The sequence below is a fragment of the Sphingomonas sp. PvP018 genome, from assembly GCF_017876865.1.
GTDB lineage: Bacteria > Pseudomonadota > Alphaproteobacteria > Sphingomonadales > Sphingomonadaceae > Sphingomonas > Sphingomonas aerolata.
In genome coordinates, this window is record NZ_JAGIOU010000001.1 from 2398873 (window position 1) to 2420343 (window position 21471).

Annotated in this window: 9 protein-coding genes; 2 read left to right on the top strand and 7 right to left on the bottom strand. The window is 66.2% G+C overall.

Annotation, left to right across the window (positions count from 1 at the left end; translation table 11 throughout):
- The first annotated feature begins 89 nt into the window (after positions 1 to 89).
- Positions 90 to 1553 (top strand): hypothetical protein, encoded by a 1464-nt coding sequence (locus J3A66_RS10525; RefSeq protein WP_209568786.1) that lies wholly within the window; start codon positions 90 to 92, stop codon positions 1551 to 1553.
- 215 nt (positions 1554 to 1768) lie between these two features.
- Here the strand turns inward: J3A66_RS10525 and J3A66_RS10530 are convergent, their stop codons facing one another.
- Positions 1769 to 3001, bottom strand: a complete 1233-nt coding sequence (locus tag J3A66_RS10530; protein ID WP_209568787.1) for a reverse transcriptase family protein — start codon at positions 2999 to 3001, stop codon at positions 1769 to 1771.
- Positions 3002 to 3178: 177 nt separating this feature from the next.
- The gene (locus J3A66_RS10535; protein ID WP_209568789.1) at positions 3179 to 4402 is read right to left on the bottom strand and encodes a hypothetical protein; all 1224 of its coding nucleotides are present in this window, start codon (positions 4400 to 4402) and stop codon (positions 3179 to 3181) included.
- A gap of 398 nt (positions 4403 to 4800) precedes the next feature.
- On the opposite strand from J3A66_RS10535, the gene J3A66_RS10540 reads away from it, so the two are divergent.
- The gene (locus J3A66_RS10540; RefSeq protein WP_209568791.1) at positions 4801 to 6525 is read left to right on the top strand and encodes a DUF885 family protein; all 1725 of its coding nucleotides are present in this window, start codon (positions 4801 to 4803) and stop codon (positions 6523 to 6525) included.
- Between the two features lie 192 nt (positions 6526 to 6717).
- Here the strand turns inward: J3A66_RS10540 and J3A66_RS10545 are convergent, their stop codons facing one another.
- The 5 genes from J3A66_RS10545 to J3A66_RS10565 all read right to left on the bottom strand — a co-directional run bounded on the left by J3A66_RS10545 (position 6718) and on the right by J3A66_RS10565 (position 21062).
- Positions 6718 to 10869: a hypothetical protein gene (locus J3A66_RS10545; protein ID WP_209568793.1), complete on the bottom strand. Its 4152-nt coding sequence runs from the start codon at positions 10867 to 10869 to the stop codon at positions 6718 to 6720.
- Between the two features lie 231 nt (positions 10870 to 11100).
- The gene (locus tag J3A66_RS10550; protein WP_209568802.1) at positions 11101 to 12882 is read right to left on the bottom strand and encodes a P-loop NTPase fold protein; all 1782 of its coding nucleotides are present in this window, start codon (positions 12880 to 12882) and stop codon (positions 11101 to 11103) included.
- Positions 12879 to 14669: a nuclease-related domain-containing DEAD/DEAH box helicase gene (locus tag J3A66_RS10555; RefSeq protein WP_209568804.1), complete on the bottom strand. Its 1791-nt coding sequence runs from the start codon at positions 14667 to 14669 to the stop codon at positions 12879 to 12881. Before J3A66_RS10555 ends, J3A66_RS10550 begins: the two co-directional genes overlap by 4 nt.
- The gene (locus J3A66_RS10560; protein WP_209568806.1) at positions 14669 to 19771 is read right to left on the bottom strand and encodes a DUF3883 domain-containing protein; all 5103 of its coding nucleotides are present in this window, start codon (positions 19769 to 19771) and stop codon (positions 14669 to 14671) included. Before J3A66_RS10560 ends, J3A66_RS10555 begins: the two co-directional genes overlap by 1 nt.
- A 55-nt stretch (positions 19772 to 19826) precedes the next feature.
- On the bottom strand, positions 19827 to 21062 hold the full coding sequence (locus tag J3A66_RS10565) for a phospholipase D family protein (protein ID WP_209568808.1): 1236 nt from the start codon (positions 21060 to 21062) through the stop codon (positions 19827 to 19829).
- Positions 21063 to 21471 lie beyond the last annotated feature (409 nt).

Here is a 21471-nt window from a genome sequence, read left to right on the forward strand (position 1 = left end):
CGGGCATGCGCCCCGGACGCTCGTCGACCGGTCGAAGCTTTGTGATCGGCCGAGGGATTGACATCGCTTAACTCGTAGCGACGATGGTCATGATGCAGCCCTTCGCCACCGAATTCCCCGTCAAGCGCTTCGACAACAAGGCGGCCTTCCCATCCGAGGTCTTCGCCTGGCTCAGGGGGATGCGGGGCAGCACGATCCTTTCGTCGACGGCCGAACGCGAGTTCGACGACGAGAACGTCTATCTCATCGCCGCATCCGGCGAGGAGCTCCGAGTGCGCGAGCTCACGCAGGATGGCGTACGGATCGCGGTCGGTTTCCAGCACGACATGCCGGACAATCAGGGACGCGTCTGGCGCACGGAGGCCGTACTCCGGCGCGGCGCGAACGACACCGGACAGGACGTCATTCGTTTCCGGACCCAGTGCATCGCGAAGCGTCCCGGCGCATTCCTCGAGTCACCGAAGAAGCCCTATCTGATAAAAGCCCTTCTGAAGGAGGGGTGGGGAGCAGTGGATGGGGAGATCGAAGTCTTCGACGAGCCGCTTTGGCTGGAGGATGACGAAGAGGACGTCGCGCTCGCCGAACTGATCCTCGACGGCAAGGCGAGCCTGTGGCTTCCGATCATATACGTGTCGGCCACAGAAGGCGGTGGATGGCTCCTTACGACGGATGAGATAGAGAAGCTCGCATACGATCTGGGCGGCGTTGCCCACGTGGTTGTTGAGCCGAACCGGCAGTTCTCGTTCCGCCTGAAGGCATCAAGCGACGGCCGGAACATCTACAACGGCACGCTCGGCATCGCGATGCCCCACCGCGGCTTCATTCGCCGCTTCTTCATCGGGACGCAGTTTCCCGATGTAGCCAGCCTCGTCGGAGATGTCCGGGCCGCGGTCGTGGGTCTGCGGGGTTTCATGCCATCGGTCGGTTGGGACTGGACCGCGATGCAGGAGCAGGTGCTCAGGAACCAACGCGTTGCCTTGCGCGGATCGCTTTCCGAGACCGCCGCGGACGAGCTTCTCGACGACTACACCAAGCAGCTCGAGGATCTGCAGGAGGAGAATCGCTGGCTCAAGGAGCAGCAGAACTCTCAAGCCGTCACGAAGATCGCGACGGAAGAGCGGGACTCTACGACGGAAGGCGTATTCGGTGGGGTCGGCAAGGAGATCTATCCGGGCGAGATGGCGGATCGCATTCGACTGGCCGCCCGGACCGCGCTGTCGGTAAAGGATCTGAACGGCATCGACGGCCGTTCGATCGCCGTTTGGGAAGGTATCGTCGAGCGTGTTCCCCGTTCTCCCGGGCTGGACGAACTGCTCGCCGACCTGGAGCGTGCGACCAAGGACCCGAAGCGGATGGCGAAGGAGGTGACGGCTGTCCTTCAACGTCATGGATACCACAGCAAGTCCGACAACAAGCACATTCGGCTGGAACCCGATGAAGGCTATAATGGGCTGCAGAACATCACCGTTCCGAAGACACCGGGTGAGGTTCGCGGCCTCAAGAATCAGCGCAAGCAGATCGAGCGGACGCTGGGCATCTCGAAGCTTCGCTAGAACCTACGAACGCAGAACGCCGGCTCGCCCCCGGGCACCATCGATCAGGCGTACGCAGCCGGAATGCCCGCCAGCGCCCGACGACCCCGACACGAAACCCGAACGGGCGGCATCACCTTCGAAATCGCTTCCGAGTGAGCCAGGGACGGCCAACCCCGTCGCGGTCGTCTCGGCCCCCCCCGGCTGATGCGACCGCGATCTGCAGCAGCCCCAGACTAGCCGGCGGGAGGAAGCGCAGACGAAGTCACGGCCGCTGACCCGACGTCGGGTGGAGGCTGCTGCGCCGGCATGGGTGTTTCGGGCGGCATGCCATCGGGCCAGCCGTCCCGTGCGAGCGCAGCGTCGAGACGTGCGCGCATGTCGGCATGGGCGGCCTTTCCTTCGACAGACTCCGCATAGCCGAGCAGGCCCTGGATGTGACGGACCATCCCCCAGAGCGACGCGAAATGCCGGTGCGCCTTGTGCGCGCTCAGACCGAACTGCTCGACGCCGCGCACGTGATCGGCGAGCCTGCGGCGGTAGGGGCCCGTCAGGCGAAGCCTGGAGCCGTGTACCAGAAGGCCGAGCACGACCTTGCGCGCGCCGGGCGGAGCGACCGATATCTTCTTGCGATGCAGTGCGTGACCGAAGGACCTGAAGATCCGCTCGACCTCGATGATGAGCTGGCCGGCACGCTTGCGGTCGAACGTCCCGCCGGTCGAGAAGGCGATGTCGTCCGAGTAGCGCGTATACACCATTCCGTAGCGGCCCCCGAGCGCTTCGAGCGCCTCGTCCAATCTGAAGGAGGCGAGATTGGCGAGCATCGGACTGGTCGGCGCCCCCTGTGGAAGGTGTCCCATCATCCTGGTCCGGTAGGGTCTGATCGAATAGCTTCCGGCATCTTCCACGTGCCACTTCGGGTTGACGATCTCACGTCCGTGCGGCTGTCGGGTGCAGAGCCGCGCGAGTTCGAGACTGATCAGAGGCTGGTAGCCGGCCGAACGAAAGACGCGCCAGGCGGCTCGTTCCGTGATGCTCTCGAAGAAGTCGTGGATGTCGACCTTGATCAGCCATGCAGCGCCGAGATGGCGGGTCGCGCATCTTGCCGGAGAGCAGTCCTGGGCATAGGCGCAGGAGGCGTGATGGACTTCGATGTTGTTCAGGACGTTGCGGGCCAGCCAGCGCTGCAGAGCGAGGAGCAGCGGCTCGGGCGCCGAGATGAGCCGGCTGCCTCCCTTGCGCTTTCCGATACGGAAGGGCGTGTAGGGGTCGGCGTGGCGCTCGACGATCGCACGCAGGTACGCGTAGTTGATTCCGGTGAGATGGGCGAGATGTCCCAGCGTCAGGATCGCCGGCAGCCTCTTCCGTTCGACCGGCAGCGCCTGCTGCAACGCGTGCTCGACGATCAGCGGGTCGATCGATCGCTCGGCGCCTTCGCTGCGGTACAGGTTGGGTGAGGCGGAGATCATCTACTCTGGCGCATCCGCGGGTCGATAGGGGAAGGGGCAAGCCCTGCAGTCATCACGAAAGAGGAAGGGCCCTTCTCCTACCGGCGCGTCTGGCGGGTGCTTCTTCCGTAAGCGCGACGCGCTTTCCCTGCCGGTTTCCCGACGTGGAGGCCGATCAACGATCGGCATGGCTAGAAGTCACCGCCCCACCCGTAGGTACCGTGGATAATAGGGTTCATCCGATCCATGCAAGGGGGCAATCTCATCACGCAGCGGGATGCCCTTCGCATGCGCCAGTTCCTTGCGCCCGGCATCGGTGAGGCGCAGCGTCGTCCCGGCCAGTCCCCATGCACGGCATGCGTGGAGGATCGTCTGCACCTCGGAGTGCGCCAAGCCGGTCAGACCCATGACGCGGGCGATCGATACGGGCCGGCGCGACAGCGCGGAGAGGACGAGCAGGACCCGCGTCGTCTCGGCACCCGCGACCGCGCGCCAGCTGCCGGCTGCGAGGCGCCGCTGGCCCAGTCGCATGAACGTCTGCTCGGCACGCTGTTCGGGCGATGCGTCGCCGAACAGCGAGAACAGATCGCTTGGAACCGCCTGGTTCAGGAAGAAGGAACGCCAGCCGTCGCCGAGCCGCCGCCCGGCCTGCCAGAGTATCGGGGGCAGATTGTTCGGTACCGAATGCACGAACGCCATCATCCCTCGGCTGTTCCCGTACCCGTAGGCGCCGGCCTTGCCGGTGGGCACGTAATGGTCCCGGCAGAGCTTCTCGACCGCCTGCCGCTCCGCGCCGGTCCATGGGCGATCGCCGAACGTCGGGCACATTCGATGCACATGGACGTGATCGCGACCGAAATGCCGACCGAGACGGTAGGTCGCATCCAACGTCGCGGCGAAGAGGACGACATGGACGTCGATCCACTTGCGGGACAGCCAGGATCTGATGGTGGGATGTCGCCGGAACGCCCTGTCGAATGCCAGCACCCGATCTCCGGACCCGGAGAAGTCATCGACGAACAGTACCGTCCTGCAGCGCGCGGCCCGCATGTTGCGCAGGCTCGGCGCAGCGACGAAGGGCCCATCGTTCTCGGCCCCGCGGCGCAGGCTCGCGGCGAGATTGCCGATCAGGGCTTCGCTCCCCGGAAAGGAGGTAGAGGGAAGAAGCTGAGGACGGGAGTCCCGGCTGTGCAGCGGATGGTAGCTCTGATTTCCGTCCACCGCTCGAACCGGCACCAGCGCGATCGGCGATGGCAGGATGGCGGCCAACGCTTCGATCCCTCGGAACAGATCCTCGCGCAGACGGTCCGCGCCGATCAGATCGAGGCCATCGAGCAGCAGGCGAGCAGCCACCTGCTCGTCCTCTTCGAAGTTGCCGAGCCAGGCCTTCCCACGTTCGGTATCGCTGGGGTTCATCGTCATCCGGTCTCGGCGGAGGGTTCCCTGCGATCATTCCACCCGCGCCGGCGTGGAGCAAGGACATGGATATCCATGATCCGGAGGCGTCGCCTACCGCGTTCGGACCAGACCGGACCGAAAGGCGGTTTGCGACGTACCGCCAACAGGACCGAGGGATAGTACGAGATCATCCGAACGCCATCGGCTGAAAGGGAATTCTCTCCCGGCACGCCCTCGCGTATTTCGAAGATCGGTTCAGCCTTGCCGTCGATGACATCGGTCCGCCGTTCCGATCAGCAGGAAACGCGAACGTCGGCGCGACGCGATCGAATCGAAGCGACTGACCGATGCGAAGCCGGCGCGCCTTTCACTGGCCGAGCCGCGCGGATACGACTGCCGCAACGATCGGAAAAGGGGACGAGATGCGGTTCGGACATATGGCGGCGACCGTGCTGCTCGCAGTTGCTCCAGCAGCGGCATGGGCACAGCCGAGCCCCGCAGACGTCCAGCTCAAGGCGGTCTACGACGCCGAATGGGCTTGGCGACAGAAGGAGTTCGCGCAGATCGCGGACGGCCTGCGCAGCAAGTCCGACGATCGTTTCCCTGCCGCCGCCCCTGCTGACTGGGCGCGCCGGCGCACCTACTGGAACACCGTTCTCGACCGCATCGCGCATATTCCTGCAGCGCAGCTTTCACCCGAAGAGCGCCTCAATGCGGCTGTCCTCGGGGAATCGCTCCGCGCCGAGGTCGCGAACATCGACTTCCGTACCTACGAGGCGCCGCTCAACAGCGATTCATACTTCTGGGGCGAGGTGAAGCCCTATGCCCCGCTCGAGACCGCCGACGACTATCGCCGCTACATCGGCCGGCTCAAGGACGTGCCGCGCTGGTTCGACCAGAACATCGCCAACATGCGCGCCGGACTGAAGCGCGGCTTCACGCCACCGCGCGTGTCGCTCGCCGGGCGAGACGCGACCATCGCCGCCTTCACCAAACCGGGCGCGGACAATCCGCTTGCCGAACCGTTCAAGACGATGCCTGCTTCGATCCCGACGAACCAGCAGGCCGCGCTGCGTGCCGAGGGACTGGCCGCGGTCGATGCGGCCGCGGTCCCGGCCTATACGAAGCTCCTCGCCTTCTACCGCGACACCTACCTGCCGGGCACGCGCACGACGATCAGCGCATCCGCACTGCCTGACGGCGCGGCGTTCTATAAGAGCCAGGTCCGCGAATATACGACCCTCGAGCTTACGCCGGCCGCGATCCACCAGATCGGCCTCAAGGAAGTGGCGCGCATCGACGCGGACATGAAGGCGACAATCGCCACCACCGGTTTCAAGGGCAGCTTCGCCGACTTGCTCGCGTTCCTGCGCAGCGACCCTCAGTTCTACGCCCGAACCCCCGACGAACTGCTCGGCTTCTCCGCCTACGTGGCGAAGCGGATGGACGGGCGGCTGAAGGACGTCTTCACCACCCTGCCCCGCTACCGCTTCACGATCCAACCGGTGCCCGACGCGATCGCGCCGGTCTACACCTCGGGTCGCGGCGGGCTCAGCGCGTGCCTCATGAATACCTACGACCTCAAGTCGCGACCGCTCTACAACATCGTCGCGCTGACGCTGCACGAATGCGTCCCCGGCCATAGCCACCAGGCCGCGATGGCCTTGGAAGCCCCCAGCCGCCCCGCCTTCCGCCGCGAAACGTACTTCTCGGGCTATGGCGAAGGTTGGGGGCTCTATTCGGAATGGCTCGGCACCAAGCTCGGCATGTACCGCACGCCCTACGAGGAATTCGGCCGCGAGACCTTCGAGATGTGGCGCGCCGCGCGGCTCGTCATCGACACCGGCATCCACTCGATGGGATGGAGCCGGCAGCAGGCGATCGACTACCTCGCCGGGCACACCGCTCTGGCCAAGCTGGACGTGGAGATCGAGGTCGACCGATACATAAGCTGGCCGGGCCAGGCGCTCGCATACAAGCTCGGCGAGATGAAGATGCGCGCGTTGCGCTCCAGGGCTGAGGCGCGATTGGGCGACCGCTTCGACCAGCGCCGCTTTCACGACGCCTTGCTCAACATGGGATCGGTCCCTCTGCCCGCGATGGAATCCGAGATGATGAAGTGGATCGTGGCAGAGGAATCGCGCTGATATCGATGTAGCCCACTGTCCTTCTTGCCAAGCCGAGACCGGACAGCAGCGCCGGCTGCATATTATTCTGCGGCCGAGCATCTGGTGCTGTGCGACGCGACCCAGCTCATCCTGGCGGGCGTCGGGAACCGCGTGGGGCGCAGTCTGCTTGTGTCGACCGAATCTCCCGGTCGGCAGAATTCAAGACGGTCTCTAAGGCTTCGTACTAGTCCGTTTCGTGGGCTTCGCCGGGGCGCGACGTTTGCGTTGCCGCCCGACCGATAACCGTTGGCGGCCTTCGGGTGTGCCTGACACGTCCAAGACATACACGTCGATGGACGGGCGGCGGTCGACAGGGATGCGCTCGACGAGCATGGTCCGGAGCTGATCGGGCGTAGCCGGCGCGTTCGCGCCATCCGGATGCGGCGGCAGATTGAAGCCGGGTACGTCACCAAACCAGAGGACGATGTAGACGCCGCTGCGGTCGGCGCGCCAGTCGCGCGTATACTGGGCGTCGAGCTGCTCCGACGCCGCCGCCCAGACCTGAGCGTGCCATTGACCCTTGATCTCGATCGGCAGCACCATCGTGTCGAGGCTGAGCCCGATGTCCGCGCGCGTGACCCCGGGCATCTGCTCTTCGGGATGGAACGTGATCGCCGCGGGCAGCTCGGAGGAGAGCTGATCCACCAGGCGGTTGCGACAGAAATTCTCCTCATGGGGCCGATCGCGGTCCCAGAAGACCACCCAGCTGTCGAGATTGTTGCCCGCAAGCTTCGCTTTGAACGCCGTCAGCCGGTCCTCGAAGAAAGCTCGCAGATCATCGACCGAGTGAGGCAGGGCGCCGGTCACCGCGGCCTTCAGCGTGGCGAGATCGGCAGGGACATAGTCGTGATCGGCCTGCACGCGGCGCTGCTGGACCGCGGCGTGCTTGAGATCCTCGAGATAACCGGAATCGATCGAGGTGAGCAGTGAGGCCAGCTTGGCAGCGGCTGCGGAGGTCGGAATGGCGGACAGCGCGGCAATCGCCTCCTTGATGAAGTCGGCCGCATCCCAGGCGTTCGTGTCCCCCCTGGTCACCTCGTCGGGACGCCTCGCAAACGGCCAGTGCGAGGCGAATGCATCGATCACGAAAGTCAGCTGATCAGGCGAAAGATCCGACAGGCGCAGCCCGACCGGTGGCTGAGTGACCAGCCGCAACGTCCAGAGGAAGCCGGGACGGTCGGCGGCGGCCTCGCGGAGATGCCTCTCGCACGCCGCGAAGTCCGTGAGGAAGTCGACGCCCAACCAGAAGAAGACGGCGTCGAGGTCTGCGCACACGTGGTCGCGGGCGGCGATCGCCGTCGCGCGGATGTCGGCCGGATCGTTCCCGAGCAATGGCGTGACGAGATCGCCCACCGTGGTCGCGCGCACCATCGGAAATCCACCCAGCCATTCGCGGCTCAGCCGTGCCGCGATGGGTGCCAGTTCTCGTTCGTGGGTCAGGAGATACAGGTCGGAAACATGCTCGACGTCGGCCGCGAGCTGCGGTTCGATGCTCGTCCTGTAGAATTCCTCCTGCGCGGCCGGCGTGTCGAGTACGATCGCGGCGAGCGCCTCCTCGATACCGAGCGGATCCTCGGTGTTCGACGCCGGATCACGTCGCCAGGCCATGAAGGCGCTCTTGAGATTGGCCCGCGGGATGGTCGCCAGGGATCGGCCCAGTCGCAACATCTCGGTGACGCCGGCGATCATCACCACCTCGATCGGGTACCGCTGGTTCCGGGCATGGCACTCGGCGATCCGCAAGGCGGACGGCATGTCCGATCGCGACAGACTGGCGATGAAGCCGGAGAGCGCGCGCTGCGCCAAAGAGGGCGTGAGGAACGCCGCCATCTTCTCCGATGGCTCGCCTGGCAGATCGCTCACATCAGAGAAGTCGCCTCGATAGGCTCGAGCGGCGTCCTCCAGAACCGCGCCTCCGGCATCGACGTCGCCGAGGTTCGTTTCGATCCATGAGCGGTGTGAGGCGAAGGCCTGCTCGCGTTCGGCTTCACGTTCAGCCTGCCATCTTTCGTCCTCCGGATCGCGCTGCTCGACGATGGGCTCGGCGAAGCGCTCGATGATCCCGGATCGAGCGGGATCGCCGCGGGTGGTCTCCTCGGCAGCCTGGCGCATGGTCGTCGACAGCCCATCGCGGGTCCGGCCCATCCATACCAGTGTCTCCCATTTCTCGGTGTCGGGACCCGCCTCCTCCTCGATGTCGTACCAGGCGCGGAGGAGATGCGCGCAGTCCTCCTCGTTGGGATAGAGCCCTAGCGTCGAATCGCCGATCCGGAAGGCGAGCTTCATCAGGTCCTTCTCACTCACGTTCAGCAGCATCTCGATCTGGACCGCTCGACGCGCCGCAGGATTGTCCGCGAAATATGCCCTGATCTTCTTGGGCGCCTTGTTGTCGTAGCCGGTTTGCCCGCGCAGCCAGTCCAGCCAACGCCCAAGATCGGCCGGCGAGGGGGCAGGCACGAGTCCGAGGCGGCGGACGAGCAGCGCAAGCGCGAAATCCACCAGGCTCATGCGCCGTCGATCCTGCCGCCGCACCATCAGGCCGTAGGCGGCGATCGTGTCGAGCCACGCGTCGAGGACCGAGGCCGGCTGCCGCAACAGCCTTCTGTCGGCGTGAATGGTGTTACGGCTCCGGGCAGCCTTCCAGATGCCGATCGGGCTGAACGTCATTTGGATATGAGCGAGCAGGAGAGGGACCGCCTGCTCCGGAGCGACGTCTGCGACGGCGATGCCGATCGACGAAGTCGCCGCGATCCGCAGCGAGTTCTGATCGCCCAGAGCGGCAAGCGACTTGAGCGTCATGGGCCAGTCGCTGATGGCGCCCTGCTCGACCAACGTGTCGAGCGCGCTCGCTCGCTGCGCATGGTTCCGGGCGGGGTCCAGCAGGATGGCATGGAGTTCGGCCGTGAGCGCCGCGCCGAGGGTGGTCCCGTGCAGCGCATCGATCAACAGGCCGCCCAGGAGCTGGTGTTCGCCGGGCGCCTTGATGAGGTCGAGAAGCTCCTCCTTGAGCTCGACCCTCGCGAGCCCGCTCGCCGACTGGCGCGACCAGTCCTCCGCCCGGAAGAAGGGATCCTCACGCGAGAGATCGGCAAGCGCGCGCAGCAGGGCGCGCGCGGTCGGGAGCGGGAGGCCGGCGACGTCGCCATAGCGCAGCACGCCATAGGGATCGTCCGAAACGCAGCGTGCGGCGAGCTCGGGAGAGAAGCCGGCAAGCCACGCGTTCAATGCGCGGAGCGAGGTCGGGACCGAGCCTCCCCGACGCAGCAGCGCGATCACCCGTCTGGCCGATTGCCCGGACGATACGCAGCTCGCGAGCCACTTAGCGCCGAGATATTCGGCGACGACCCGATGGACGGGCACCAGCAGGTTCTCGCCCTCTCCCTTGAACAGGCGCGTCTTGATCGCATGCCCCATCTCGGAACCCGAGGGCAGCGCTGCGAGACTGGCGAGCGGAAAGAAGGCCGAAGGCAGATCGGCGGTCGCCCCGTTGAAGATGCCGAGCTTGTCGCACAGGAGAAAGGCCGCCGAACCGGCGCCGGCGGCGAGCATCAGCGCATCTGGGTCGCGCCCCGCGTGCGCGCTGCCCTTATGCCGATCGTTGTCCTCCAGGACGAGCTTCGGGCAGGCCCGTGCCAGCAGCGCGCCGCGGCTCTCCGGAAGGGCACCGCCGTCAAGCGCGACCTCGGCGAGCAGGCGCAGGGTCAGCGGATTGCCGTAGATGTCGTGAAGCGCGCGCTGGGAGAGATGATCGAGGATCGTGTCGGCGTCGAGTGACGCGAAGCGGGTCTGGAGAAAACGACTGGCGTCGTCACGATCAAACGGTTTCAGCGCCAGGATCGTCGCGTCGCGCCCGAAATCGTCCTTGATCTTGATTCGATCCGCCGCGCCGCGCCAGTCGGCCGCTCGGCAAGAGAGGATGAAGTCCGGGTAATCGAGCTCGGATAGCTTCATAAGCACCGCATCGACACCGCCTCCGGCCGCATTGGACGCTACTTCGTCCAGTCCGTCGATGACGAGGCGCGTCACCGGGCCGAGCATCTTCGCCGGGTTCGTCATGCGGACTAGACGGGCCGCTCCCACGACGGTGACGTCCTTGCTCCCCCTGAAGGATTCCATGAGCACCGTCTTGCCGGCGCCGGGGTCGCCGACGATGACGAGCGGGCCCTGCAATCCCAAGATGGCCCTCTCGTGGACCTCGGGATCAGTTCCGTCGGACGCGTCCACCCTGTTGAGCCGCCGTTCGATCGGCCGCTGGGCAGGCGCCGACGGCTCGCCCTTCGCCGCCTCTTCCGCACCGCGACCACCACTGTCTTCCTTCGTCATCCCTGACGAATAGCGAGCCCCTTACGACAGGCAAGCAGGTCCCGACCGGTGGCGCTGCATGAGGATCCCTCGGTCGCCCGATCGATGGCAGCCTCGACGTCCGCTTCTGCTGAACGTCCCATGGAATGGCCTTCCGCCGCATTGCCGGAGAGTCCTACGAGCGGCGGTCTTGATCCGTCTCATCGGTTCCAGGACCGGCGTCACGATCCGGGAGAGACGGCGGTTGCGCGCCTAGTCGACGCCTTCCACGGAGCCTTCGTCCTCGTCGAGCTCAAATGTCGTATCCCTACCCATCGCTGCCGCGCGCAAGCGCCGCAGACACGAAACGAGATAGGCATCCGTCGGCCACTCCGCCTTGTCCAGAACGGCAATGCGATCCGCGATCTCGTCCGCCCCGGCCAATTCGTCGAGCGTCGCCTTGTCGACGCCGTATCCCGGCGGCACCATGAGCGAGGCGAAGGCCGTCAGCGCATCGGCACCTTGAAGCTGACCGAGGAAGCTACTCCTCAGCGCGTCGTCCCACAGGTCCAGGTTCGCCACGACGAAGATCGCCTCGACGTTCGGCAGCCGCCGAAGCGCCGTTCCGTTCTCGATGGCCGCCCGATATCGAGGAACCTCGCGGCCCGCGAAGGACAGCGTCTCCGTCGGGCCGAGCACGCCACTCTCCCTCCTATTGCGATCATGCTTGGTGAGGCCGTTCGCGAAGAGCAACTTGCGGAGGATGGACGGCACGAGCACGAGGTCCCCGCTCGCGATGAGCGCCTCCATGATGATCGGGACGCGATGGGCATGCTTCGGGTCTCGCTGGCCCAGCCTGATCACGCTGGCCGTCGCATCCTCGGCGATTGCGCGGCGCACGTCCGGAGTGTCGGCCCAGTCGCTCGTCCTCTCAAGGAGACTGGCCAGTGCCGGCCAGAACAACCTGTCCTGTGCCGGCTCGAGCGCGGCGAGCAGGTCGTCCGCACGATCGAGGAATCCCCGCAGCCGATCCGTGGAATACAGCTCTCCGAGAGCTCCTTTCATCGCGGCGGCGTCGGGTAGGTTCCATATCCTCTCCACCTCGGTCCTCGGGACCATGTCGGGCGGATTGCCCAGATAGAGAAGCTTGATCAGGTTCCTCCTGCGCGCTATACGATCGGGCGGTTCGGCGTGGGACCCCGCGAACCGCGGAAAGAGCAGCCTTAGGAGAGGCTCCATGTCCTCAGCTTCCGATCCGAGCACATCGACGACGGTCTGCCCCTTCTCCTTGTCCATGCGGCGTATGAGCCGGGCCACCGTCCCGGCCTCGCCGGGATCGTCGACGACTGCGTCGATGTCCGACGCGATCACCGTGCGGAGGTTCGGCGCCTTCGTCACGATCCATGCGTAGCCGAGCACGTCGAAGGGACAAACCTCCCGACGGACGGCGGCTTCGAGGATCGCATAGGCGCCGATCAGGCGTTTCACGTCACGCGGCGTCTCGATCATTCCGATCAACGTCGACCTGTTCTGCTTCTCGTGCTCCTGCTCCGCCTCCATCATAACCAGATCATGGCTCCTGAGAGCCGCGTCGATGAGCATCTCGACGTCTCTTCCGAACAGTGGCCGAAGAGGTATCGGATATTGGATGATCTTCTCGATATAGGCCTCACCGCGTCTTCCGTCGCCGCGGCCGAGAGCCTCGGTGACCCGCTTCGGATCGTAGGCGACCAGATACGAGATGCCCTTGATGTTGCCGATGGCCTTGATCAGCTGCGCGACGGCACGCACCTCGTCGTCCTCGACGCGGTCCAATTCGTCGACCAGCACGACGACCGCACTTCTGCTCTTGGCGAGCTTCTGCTCGAGAACCCTCCTCTCCTGCTGCGGCGAGCGATCCGCAGGCTTCCTGATCACCGCACGGACCCTGTCCTTCCACTTCGTCCATCCGGTCGTTGCCGCGCCGCCGGCCCCGTGAAGGTCGACGAACGCCGCGCTCGCGTGAGCCGCAAGGACGAAGATTCCGGTCATGACCGCCGTCAGGAAGGGGATCATGCGCTTGACGGCTCCGAACCCGATCGGGACTCCGAAACGCCGACATTCCAAGCGGCTGGCCGAATGCCCTCACGGTCCGCGCCGCCGAGGATGCGATCGCAGGCCTCGCGCGTCCCGCAGACGAACAGCACGGACTTCGCGCGCGACATGCCGACGTACAGCATCTCGCGATCGCGGCCCACGTCGCACCCGTCGAACGCCCAGAGGATCACCACGGAGCGCTCAAGTCCCTTGAACCTGGCCACGGTATCGACCGTGAGACGACCGGGCCCGAAGTCCTCCACCCGGCCTAGCTTCACGGCTGCGGGAAGGGGCAGCTTCTGAAGCACACGCTCCCGCAGAGAGCGGTCGGTCGCGTCGCACAGGAGGATCGCGATCTCGTGGGGAGCCACGTCCTCCTCACCCACCAGCTTCGTCACCAGCGATCCGATGGATCTCGCCTGCTTCTCCATGTCGGGGGCGAGAATGCGCTTGATGGCCACGCCCGCGATCTCGGGCGGCGCGACGGCCGCACCGCGATAGTGGCCGTAGGCGGCAGCGTGGATGGCATCGGTGTTGCGGCAGTTGCGGTCGAGCATCATCGGCTCGCCGGGTACGGGTATGCTGGCGGAACGACGGTAGATGTCCTGGTTCTCGTCCAGGAACACGTAGAGCATAGCCTCGTCGGGCCGGGTGAGGAGCATCTCCACGGGCAGCCAGTATTCGTCGCCGAAGTCCTGAGCCTCGTCCACCACGATCGCGTCGTAGATCGGACCGAGCGCATCGACCGCGACCGCGAGCGCCATGGGCATGAGATGGTCGAACTCGTTCCCTCCCGGAAGGTCCGCACGCGCCTCCGCGAGCAGGTCCCGCCCATGCTTCGTCCTCATCCTGTCGATCCATCGGTGACAGACCTGGTGGAAGGTCGCAACGTCGAGACCCTCGATGCCGATGCACTGCTCCCTGAGGTGGTCCGCCAGCCCGCGATTGTAGCACAGGAGGAGCGTGCGCATCCCCTCGGCAGCGAGACGCACGGCCTTCTCGCGCGCGATCAGGGTCTTCCCGGTCCCGGCCCCGCCCGCGATCATCACTCGCCGCTGTCGGCGCAGCATGTCCAGGATCGCTGCCTGCCGATTGGTCAGAACCAGCCGAGCACCGTCCTCGTCCGCGATCCGAGCCGAGAGAAGCGGTCGCGTCGATGCCGTGCGCGCGAAGAGCGCGATCAGCGCATCTACGCCCCGCGCGCCGATGCGCTGATCGTCTCCGCGTTCGCCCTCCCAGTAGGCGAAGGCCTGCTCGATCCATGCGTTCAGATCGGACAGGTCGCCCCGGTCGCCGATGATCTCGATCGGCGCATCGGGCCCGCGCAGCCGGTCTCCGTCGCCGACCCCGGGCAGGAAGACCGCGTAGCCCAGAGTGAAGCGTCCGATGCCGAGCCTCCTCCAGGCCGGGCTCTCCTTCAGCTTCTCAAGAAGCGCGAACTTCCCGCGTCGCGCCTGCTCGAACGGGTTCTTGATCACATGGGTCGCATCGTTCCGGTCGATCGAGATCCAGGCCTTCGTCCGATAGTCGAGCGAGACCCGGCCGCCCTTGACCTCGATGGCGAGCAGACCCTTCGCGGGGTGGGCTACGAGGATGTCGGTCTCCCCTTCGCGCGCTCCGCCGCCGCCGCCGGGACGTGCGATCCACGCGACCGAATGCAGGATCGCGTACTCGGGGCCCAGTTGCTCGGCGAGGGCTCCGAACACGACCAGTTCCGCGTCGGAGTCGGAGACCGCGTGGCGAGGATCCGGGAAGCATCTCGCCATCAGTCGATTATCCGGAGAGAGGAGTTGAAGGGGATGCCGCGCCTCCCCTCGACCGCGCCGAAGTCGACGACGACGAACGGGATCGCGCCGCGAGACCTGATCTCCACGACCACGCCCCTTCCCCACAGAGGATGCTGGACCCTCAGCCCCTCCCTCAGATGGATCTCGCGCGCGGAGGCCCGCTCGTCCGAGGCATCCCTCCAGTTGTTGTCGAACCAGTACTCCTCGACCTTGCCGAACGGGTTGCCGATCGCGGTCACCCGCTGCCGCTCCGGATCCCGCGCATGCTCTACGATGTAGATCCAGAACTCGTCGGGATGCTCTCTGGCCATGGAGAACTGGACGTGGCTGAGCTTTACGCCTCGCTCGGTCCATTCGTCATCGAGCCCCTTGACCTCGATCAGACGGCGCTCGCCACGAGGGGACTTCGACACGATGTCGAACCCGGGGTTGAAATGCGGCTGCCGCTCCGGCTCCCATCCACGCCCTTGCTCGTAGCTGAGCGCCGCCTTCATGGCGGCGGCGTCGATGAGGACCGATGCGTCATCCGCACCCGCCGAGGAGGCGGCATCCCCCTCTCCGCGGCTGCCGCTCCGCGATACGTAGGAGAGCATGCGCGAACGCCGCACCTGACGCTCCGCCGCGGCATCGACCCTGTCGCCGCCCCGTCCGAACGGGCTACCCGTTGCTCGTCCCTCGCCGATCGGGCTCCCGTGACCGGGAGCGGTGTCCGCAACCCCGTGGGGAGCCGCCTCCTCGCCGGGCTCGGACCCGAAGCCTCCGCGACCGGAAGCCGAGCCATAGGCATCCTCGTCGGTATCGCCGGCCACCCCCTCGCGGTCATCGTCGGAACCCGGATCGCCATCCGCTTCGCCTGCGCCCGGAAGCGATCCCCCGGCCGGTCTCCACGAACCCCATCCGCCCGCCGTGCCCATGTCTTGGGCTCCGTCCTGCGTGGCGTCATCGTCCGCCCCTCCGTCGGAGCCGCCGAGTTCGGGCGGATCGGAACCCCCCGTCGCATGGTCGCCGTCTTCGGGATCTTCGTAGTCGATCGATCGCGGCGCTGACGGCTCGCCGTCTCCGGGCTCGGAAGGGTCGACGGCTCGCGAATCCTCCTCCAGGGGCTCGTCGACCTCCTCGTCCTCGAGTTCGCGGCCGACCGCGATCTCGACGTCCAGATCGTCCGGAGCCTTGAAGTCCGACGCGGCCAGTGCCTGCTCGGCGTCCATCCGATCCGCATGCGACATGATGTACGCCGCCGTCATGCACAGCGGCGGTACGTCGACCGCGGGGCTGAACCGCTCGATCTCGGAGAACAGGGCGCGGAACGCCGCCGCCCAGTCCACCCGCCCCGTCGCGCTGCGGAGGTGCAGGACCCCGGTCTCCCGGTCCAGATAGGCCGGCGCCGATACGGCCGGAGAGAGTACCGAAGGATCGAACGCGTCGATCTCGGCCTGCACCAGCAGCTGGTCCGACAGGCGGATCTCGATCGCGAGGAGGATCCGGCGAAGCACCGTCCGGCTCGCCCGGTTGGGCGCCAGCCAGAGGAGAAGGTCCGCTCTCGACCGCAGCAGCGACGTCGCAGCGACCGCCGGCCGCCCTTCGGGTTCGGCCGCCAACCGGAACCGTGCTATGTCCGTGAGGGCCGGCACGTCCAGACGCTTCAGGAACCGGATCGACGCCGATCGGCTGACCGCCGGCAGGCGCACGAGGCGGTCGTCGAGGACCGGACCGAACGAGGCCGCGAGCTGCTCCGAGTCCAGCCAAACGGCCTTCCCCGTCCAGGTCGCCCCGCCTTCGACGTTGAGGAACGCGTCCTCGTCGCGCAGCATGTCGACCGCGTCCGACGCTCCGCCGTCCTCCCTTTCGAGTGCTTCCACCAGTACCGTGAGGCATCGGTCATGGATGGCCATGTCGGTCGCGGACCTCTCCGGACTCGACGCGATCCGCAGGGCGAGAACGGCGAAGTGTCGCGGTCCGGGCTCATCGACGACGCCGAGGCGTCGGTAGAGCTGCTCCCGCTGCCTCATTCTCGGGCTCGCGGCATGCCAGTGCCCTCCGAACATCGGAGGGACCCAGAAGACCTGGCCGGCACCGATGAACCCGACCTCTGGGACATGGATGAAGGCGGTTCCGTCGAGACGGTCGATGCACTCCGGGTGGTCGGCCCGCTCCAACCGCTCGTTGAGCATCTGGTACGTCAGGTCGTTCACCGGCGCGTCGGTGCCCATGCAGTGCTCGAGATGCGCCACGAGCTTCTCGGTGGCCGGCTCCGCCGGCATCTCGATCAGGTCCAGGAATTCCAACACCGCCGCAGTGGCCTGACGAAGCGCCGTCATCTCGACGACCGGCACTTGAGACGAGAAGCCCGGAGCACGGCCTGCGCGATATACCCCGCGAGGAGAGTATCTCAGGCGCATGTCGCGCTCCCCGTCCACGACGGCCGAAAGGAAGCTCACCTCCTTCAGTCGGCTCAGGGCGATCCGATCCCCGTCTGTGAACCGCGACCAGCGGTCCAGGACGTGTCTGATTATCGGGGTCGTGCCCGCGACGATCGCGTCGATGCCCCCACCCGCCGCCGCGATGGCTTCGATCCTGAAGACGATGTGCTCCGCCGCGACCGTGAACGGCATTCCGAGCCGATCGAACAGATTCCGCGCTCTCGACTGCAGCTGCGCGGGCATCCACGACTGATCGACCCAGCGATCGGGGGCGGTCCCGAGAACGGCTTCGAGTGCTGCGGTCCAGACATAGGCCTCGCCGGGGCGCACGTACGTACCGGCGCGCGTCCGGACGAACGGAATCCTGGCCAACGCACCGAGCGTTCCGTCCTCGTCGAGCTGCGACCGGTGGTTGACGATCTCCGTCATCAGCGCGCCGTACTGCTGACGCGTCACGCCGCCTTCGATGATCTCGCCGAGATGCTCCGACACGTAGTCGCGGAAGGTCAGGACGTCGACGTTCAGGATTCCTCGCGCCAATTCCCGCATCTCGGAGGCGAAGAGGCGGCTTTCGACGATCTCGAAGTGACCGATGGGATCGCGGAAGTCTCCCGGCAGCCGGCCCCTTGACGGGCTGACGAAGCCGGTGCCGGTCCGGAGCACGGGAACGTCGGCGAGGACGCGCGCGACCGTGACCGTCCCCCGACCGGTCGGAAACGACGTCAGGAGGGAGTAGAACCGTCGCACGTCTTCATCCCCCGATCCGATGACCGCCTCTGCGGCGACCTCGTCGGTGATGACGGCAACGAGATCCGTCGCGAGATCGTCCAGGAGATGCTCGGTTACGAGTTCCCCCAGACGAGGGATCTTCAGGACGTCCGGATGCACGATGCGGCGGCCGGGGACCACCTTGCGCAGAACGTCGCGAGGCACGCCGAGCGGCAGCCTCCTCGCGTCCGCCGGGCTGATCGGCCTGTCGTCGTCGTCCGTCAGAAAGGGGATGGCCTTCAGTCTGGGCAGGTCCAGCATCAGGGCGTTGCGTTCCGACGTTGCCTCCATCATCACGCTGATCGCCGACCACAGCCTCGCGAGGGCCCCCTCCCCGCCTGCCGTCGGATGATCCCCGCGGATCTGCAGCGCGGCGATCAGGATCGACAGACGGAGCTGGTGCGCTCCGACGCTCGCGAGCACGCTCCAGTGCCGCCGCAGTTCCGGATGGATCAGCGAGAGACCGAGATCGGCGATCGCGGTCTGGTCGGACGTCGTCATCGTCTCGGGTGGCAGGTAGGTCAGCTTGGGGAGGCGCCATTCGCCGCGGGTGGTCCAGATGGACGGCGTCTCCGCCGCGACCTTGGCGAGGCGGTCCCAGAACGCCTTGAACGCCGGCTCCGCCCTGCGTCGGAACGCGCTCTCGGCCAGCGTCCAGAGCCGGGTGGGACCGAGCAGATCGCGGATGCGGGCGAAGTTCTCCGCCAGTGCCGCGGCGGCCGTCTCGACGAGCGCCTCGTTCCAATACCTCTCGTGCTGTTCGCCTTCGAGAACGATCGCCTGTCGGCTCGCGTGAGGGAAGAAGTCCGCGTTGACGTGGATCGGCATCCCGGTCGCCTGACGGGTCGGCAGATATGCGTAGAGCAGGCCGTCGACCTGCTCGATGTCGATGGGCACCGCGACGTTCACGGTAAGCGAGCGCTCCAACCGGGTGAGCGCCTCGAACCGCTCGAACAGCTTGGCGGCGGCCAGGACGTCGTGGGCATCCCGGGAGAGGACGAGCCAGCGCTGCGTGACGTCGGATGGCGTGAACTGGAGGGTGACCTCATCCGCCGAGCGTTCGATCTCGACGATCGTGACCGTACGGCCGTTGCGCCGCAGTTCGACCCGCTCGACGTGACGGAGGAACAGCAGGCTGCCCTGGAGGACCAGTGCGATCTCGGCGACCACCCTGTCGGCAACGTCGCTGGGCGTGGGCGAAGCGTTCAGACCGACCCGGACCTCTGATTCCGCCGACGCCCAGGGCAGGATGAAACACGTTCCGTCCGTCGACCCGACATCGGTCTTCACCACCTCCTGCGTCTGGGGATTCAAGCGCAGCTCCACACCGGCCGATCGGACGATCGGCGTATCCGTGATCTGATAGACCGAGACGAATCCGATGCCGAACCGTCCGATCTGCTCGGCGGCGTGCAGCTTGCTCCTGCTGCCCATCTCGGAGATCGCATGGAAGTTGCACGGCCGCTTGAGACCGGACGCGTCGCCGCTGCGGATCCAGGGGCACTCGGTGTCTAGAAGACCGCAGCTGGTGAAGACGCCGTCGTTGCCGACGACGAGAGCGTCGTCGCGCGCGTCGATCAGCAGGCGCTCGGAGCCGGCATCGTCGGCGTTCTGGATCAGCTCCAGCGCCATGATCCCGTAGCCCTGCAGACCCTTCAACGCCTGCTCGATGTTGCCGAGGAGGTTCGCCCGATACGGGATCGTCACCGATCGCCGGTGGTCCCCCGCGACCGGTGCCGGTATGTCGCCGCCCTGCACCGCATGGCCGTGATCATGTCGAACCTGTTCCTGCATGAACCGCTCCCCCGGATATCGATACACGTTCGAGGCGATGCCGCCGATAGGGCATTCCGCGGCGGCGGGATCTTCGTCGAGCCCCGAACCCGCGTTCATGGATGCTCGCATTACCGAACGGCAGGGCCGCACCTTGACGTTTGGGGACTTGTGCTCACTTGCCGTCGACGGGCTTGGCGGGTTTCGTTCTGAAGTAGAGCCAGTTCAGAAACGCATCGGCATCGGTGAAGTCGGCGCCGTCGATGCGATCCCGCAGGGCGTCGATGGTCGCGCACAGACCGGCGTATCGCGCGCCGGACAAACCGGTGAGCGTGGGGTTGCGGGGCGCCGCGACGCCGATCGCGGCCAGGGCGCCGGACGTATTGCCGTTGAAGACGGCGTAGCGACCCGGTGCGAAGGTGCAGAGGATCTCGGTGATCATGTTCACGCCCACCCCGGGGATGTCCAGCGCGATACGGCGGAGCTTCTCGTATCCCGCTTCGGGACCCAGCTTCGCCGCCTTCCGCCCCTCGGCGAACAGATCGATCGTCCTTCTCGGATGCAGAAGGGCCTCTGATCCGCGACGGTGGATGTCTCCGGAGTGCCAGAGATGCCGATACCCTCCCTTCGAGGAGATCAGATTTCCGAGGCCGTCCGCGAAAGCGGCTTTGTCCGCTCTCGATAGCTTCGGCGTGCGGGAGAGTCCTGCGATGGACCGCTGGACCTTCAACGCCTCCGCTCGGTCCTCGCGGCGTTTTTCCAGCGCCTCGCTCAGATCGTCGTCCGCAAGGTACTGCGCGTGATATTCGTCCAGCCGGCGCAGATCGAACTGCGACGTTAGGTTGGCTTCGAGTTCCTTCTCGAGCCTGCGCCGCAGGCGTTCGGCCTGCTTGTGCCTCGACGCGTATTGACCGAGCACGAGGTCGTCGAGTTCGTGGAATCGGGCGTCGCCGCGGTACCGCTGGAAGGCTGCCTCGAGATCGGTCGACAGCATCGCGTCCGGATCGACCGCCGCCTGGAGCGACGCCTCCTCGTTCGTCGCCATGGCGCCGCCCGTCAGGTTCGCCGATCTCACGAGGCATCGGACCTGCGTCTCGCTTCTTCCGACGTAGAGCTTGGGGTGGAAGGACGCCTTCGCCCTGTCCGCGAGGAAGAGCTCGAAGCCCTCGAAACGCTTCGCGATGGCAAGCAGGTGGGTCAACGCCTTCGGCTCGGTTATGTAGAAGTCGCTTCCGATGAACGCCTCCACCGTCGCGCCGGCCTCGAGCCTGGCTTCGAGAAGCGGTCCGATGATCTTCGCGCCCCCGTACTTCAGGAACGCGACGGCGACGCTGATCCGTCCCGCGCCTTCGAAGACCGCCCCGAGCGCATCGCCGTGGTTGTCGCTGGGAAGGTTCTGGACGAGATGCATCGTATGCTTATCCTTGCGTGCGGCGGGTGCTCCTTCTTCGAACATCGCGCTCGCGAATGCACGCCGAGATCGAACCAAGGGCCTTGAACGGCACGACGACCCGATACCGGATGAACAACGGCACAGTCCGGGAGACCCGAAGCGGCGGCGCTGCGATGGGTCGCTCCGGAGCCGGCGGGTCGTTCATCGAGCCGTCGAGACGTCGACCCCACGCCGCGCCGATGGAGCGAGACGATCGCCTGCAGCCGTACGCATAATCCGCGGGCCTACGATAAGCCGTTCGATCCTTGTTCGTCGGAGGACCATCGTCGTGGTTCGGGGAGGCACTCGATCACGGCATGGCGGAGGCGTTAGGGTAAGGCAGAGGGCGGGAGCAGCACCGCGGCGGCAGCTTCGCGTGCAACAGCGA

What these genes read in the sequence shown, in the direction of transcription:
- J3A66_RS10525 (WP_209568786.1), top strand. Translation starts at nt 90, where the DNA reads ATGATGCAGCCCTTCGCCACCGAATTCCCCGTCAAGCGCTTCGACAAC.
- J3A66_RS10530 (WP_209568787.1), bottom strand. Translation starts at nt 3,001, where the DNA reads ATGATCTCCGCCTCACCCAACCTGTACCGCAGCGAAGGCGCCGAGCGA.
- J3A66_RS10535 (WP_209568789.1), bottom strand. Translation starts at nt 4,402, where the DNA reads ATGACGATGAACCCCAGCGATACCGAACGTGGGAAGGCCTGGCTCGGC.
- J3A66_RS10540 (WP_209568791.1), top strand. Translation starts at nt 4,801, where the DNA reads ATGCGGTTCGGACATATGGCGGCGACCGTGCTGCTCGCAGTTGCTCCA.
- J3A66_RS10545 (WP_209568793.1), bottom strand. Translation starts at nt 10,869, where the DNA reads ATGACGAAGGAAGACAGTGGTGGTCGCGGTGCGGAAGAGGCGGCGAAG.
- J3A66_RS10550 (WP_209568802.1), bottom strand. Translation starts at nt 12,882, where the DNA reads ATGATCCCCTTCCTGACGGCGGTCATGACCGGAATCTTCGTCCTTGCG.
- J3A66_RS10555 (WP_209568804.1), bottom strand. Translation starts at nt 14,669, where the DNA reads ATGGCGAGATGCTTCCCGGATCCTCGCCACGCGGTCTCCGACTCCGAC.
- J3A66_RS10560 (WP_209568806.1), bottom strand. Translation starts at nt 19,771, where the DNA reads ATGAACGCGGGTTCGGGGCTCGACGAAGATCCCGCCGCCGCGGAATGC.
- J3A66_RS10565 (WP_209568808.1), bottom strand. Translation starts at nt 21,062, where the DNA reads ATGCATCTCGTCCAGAACCTTCCCAGCGACAACCACGGCGATGCGCTC.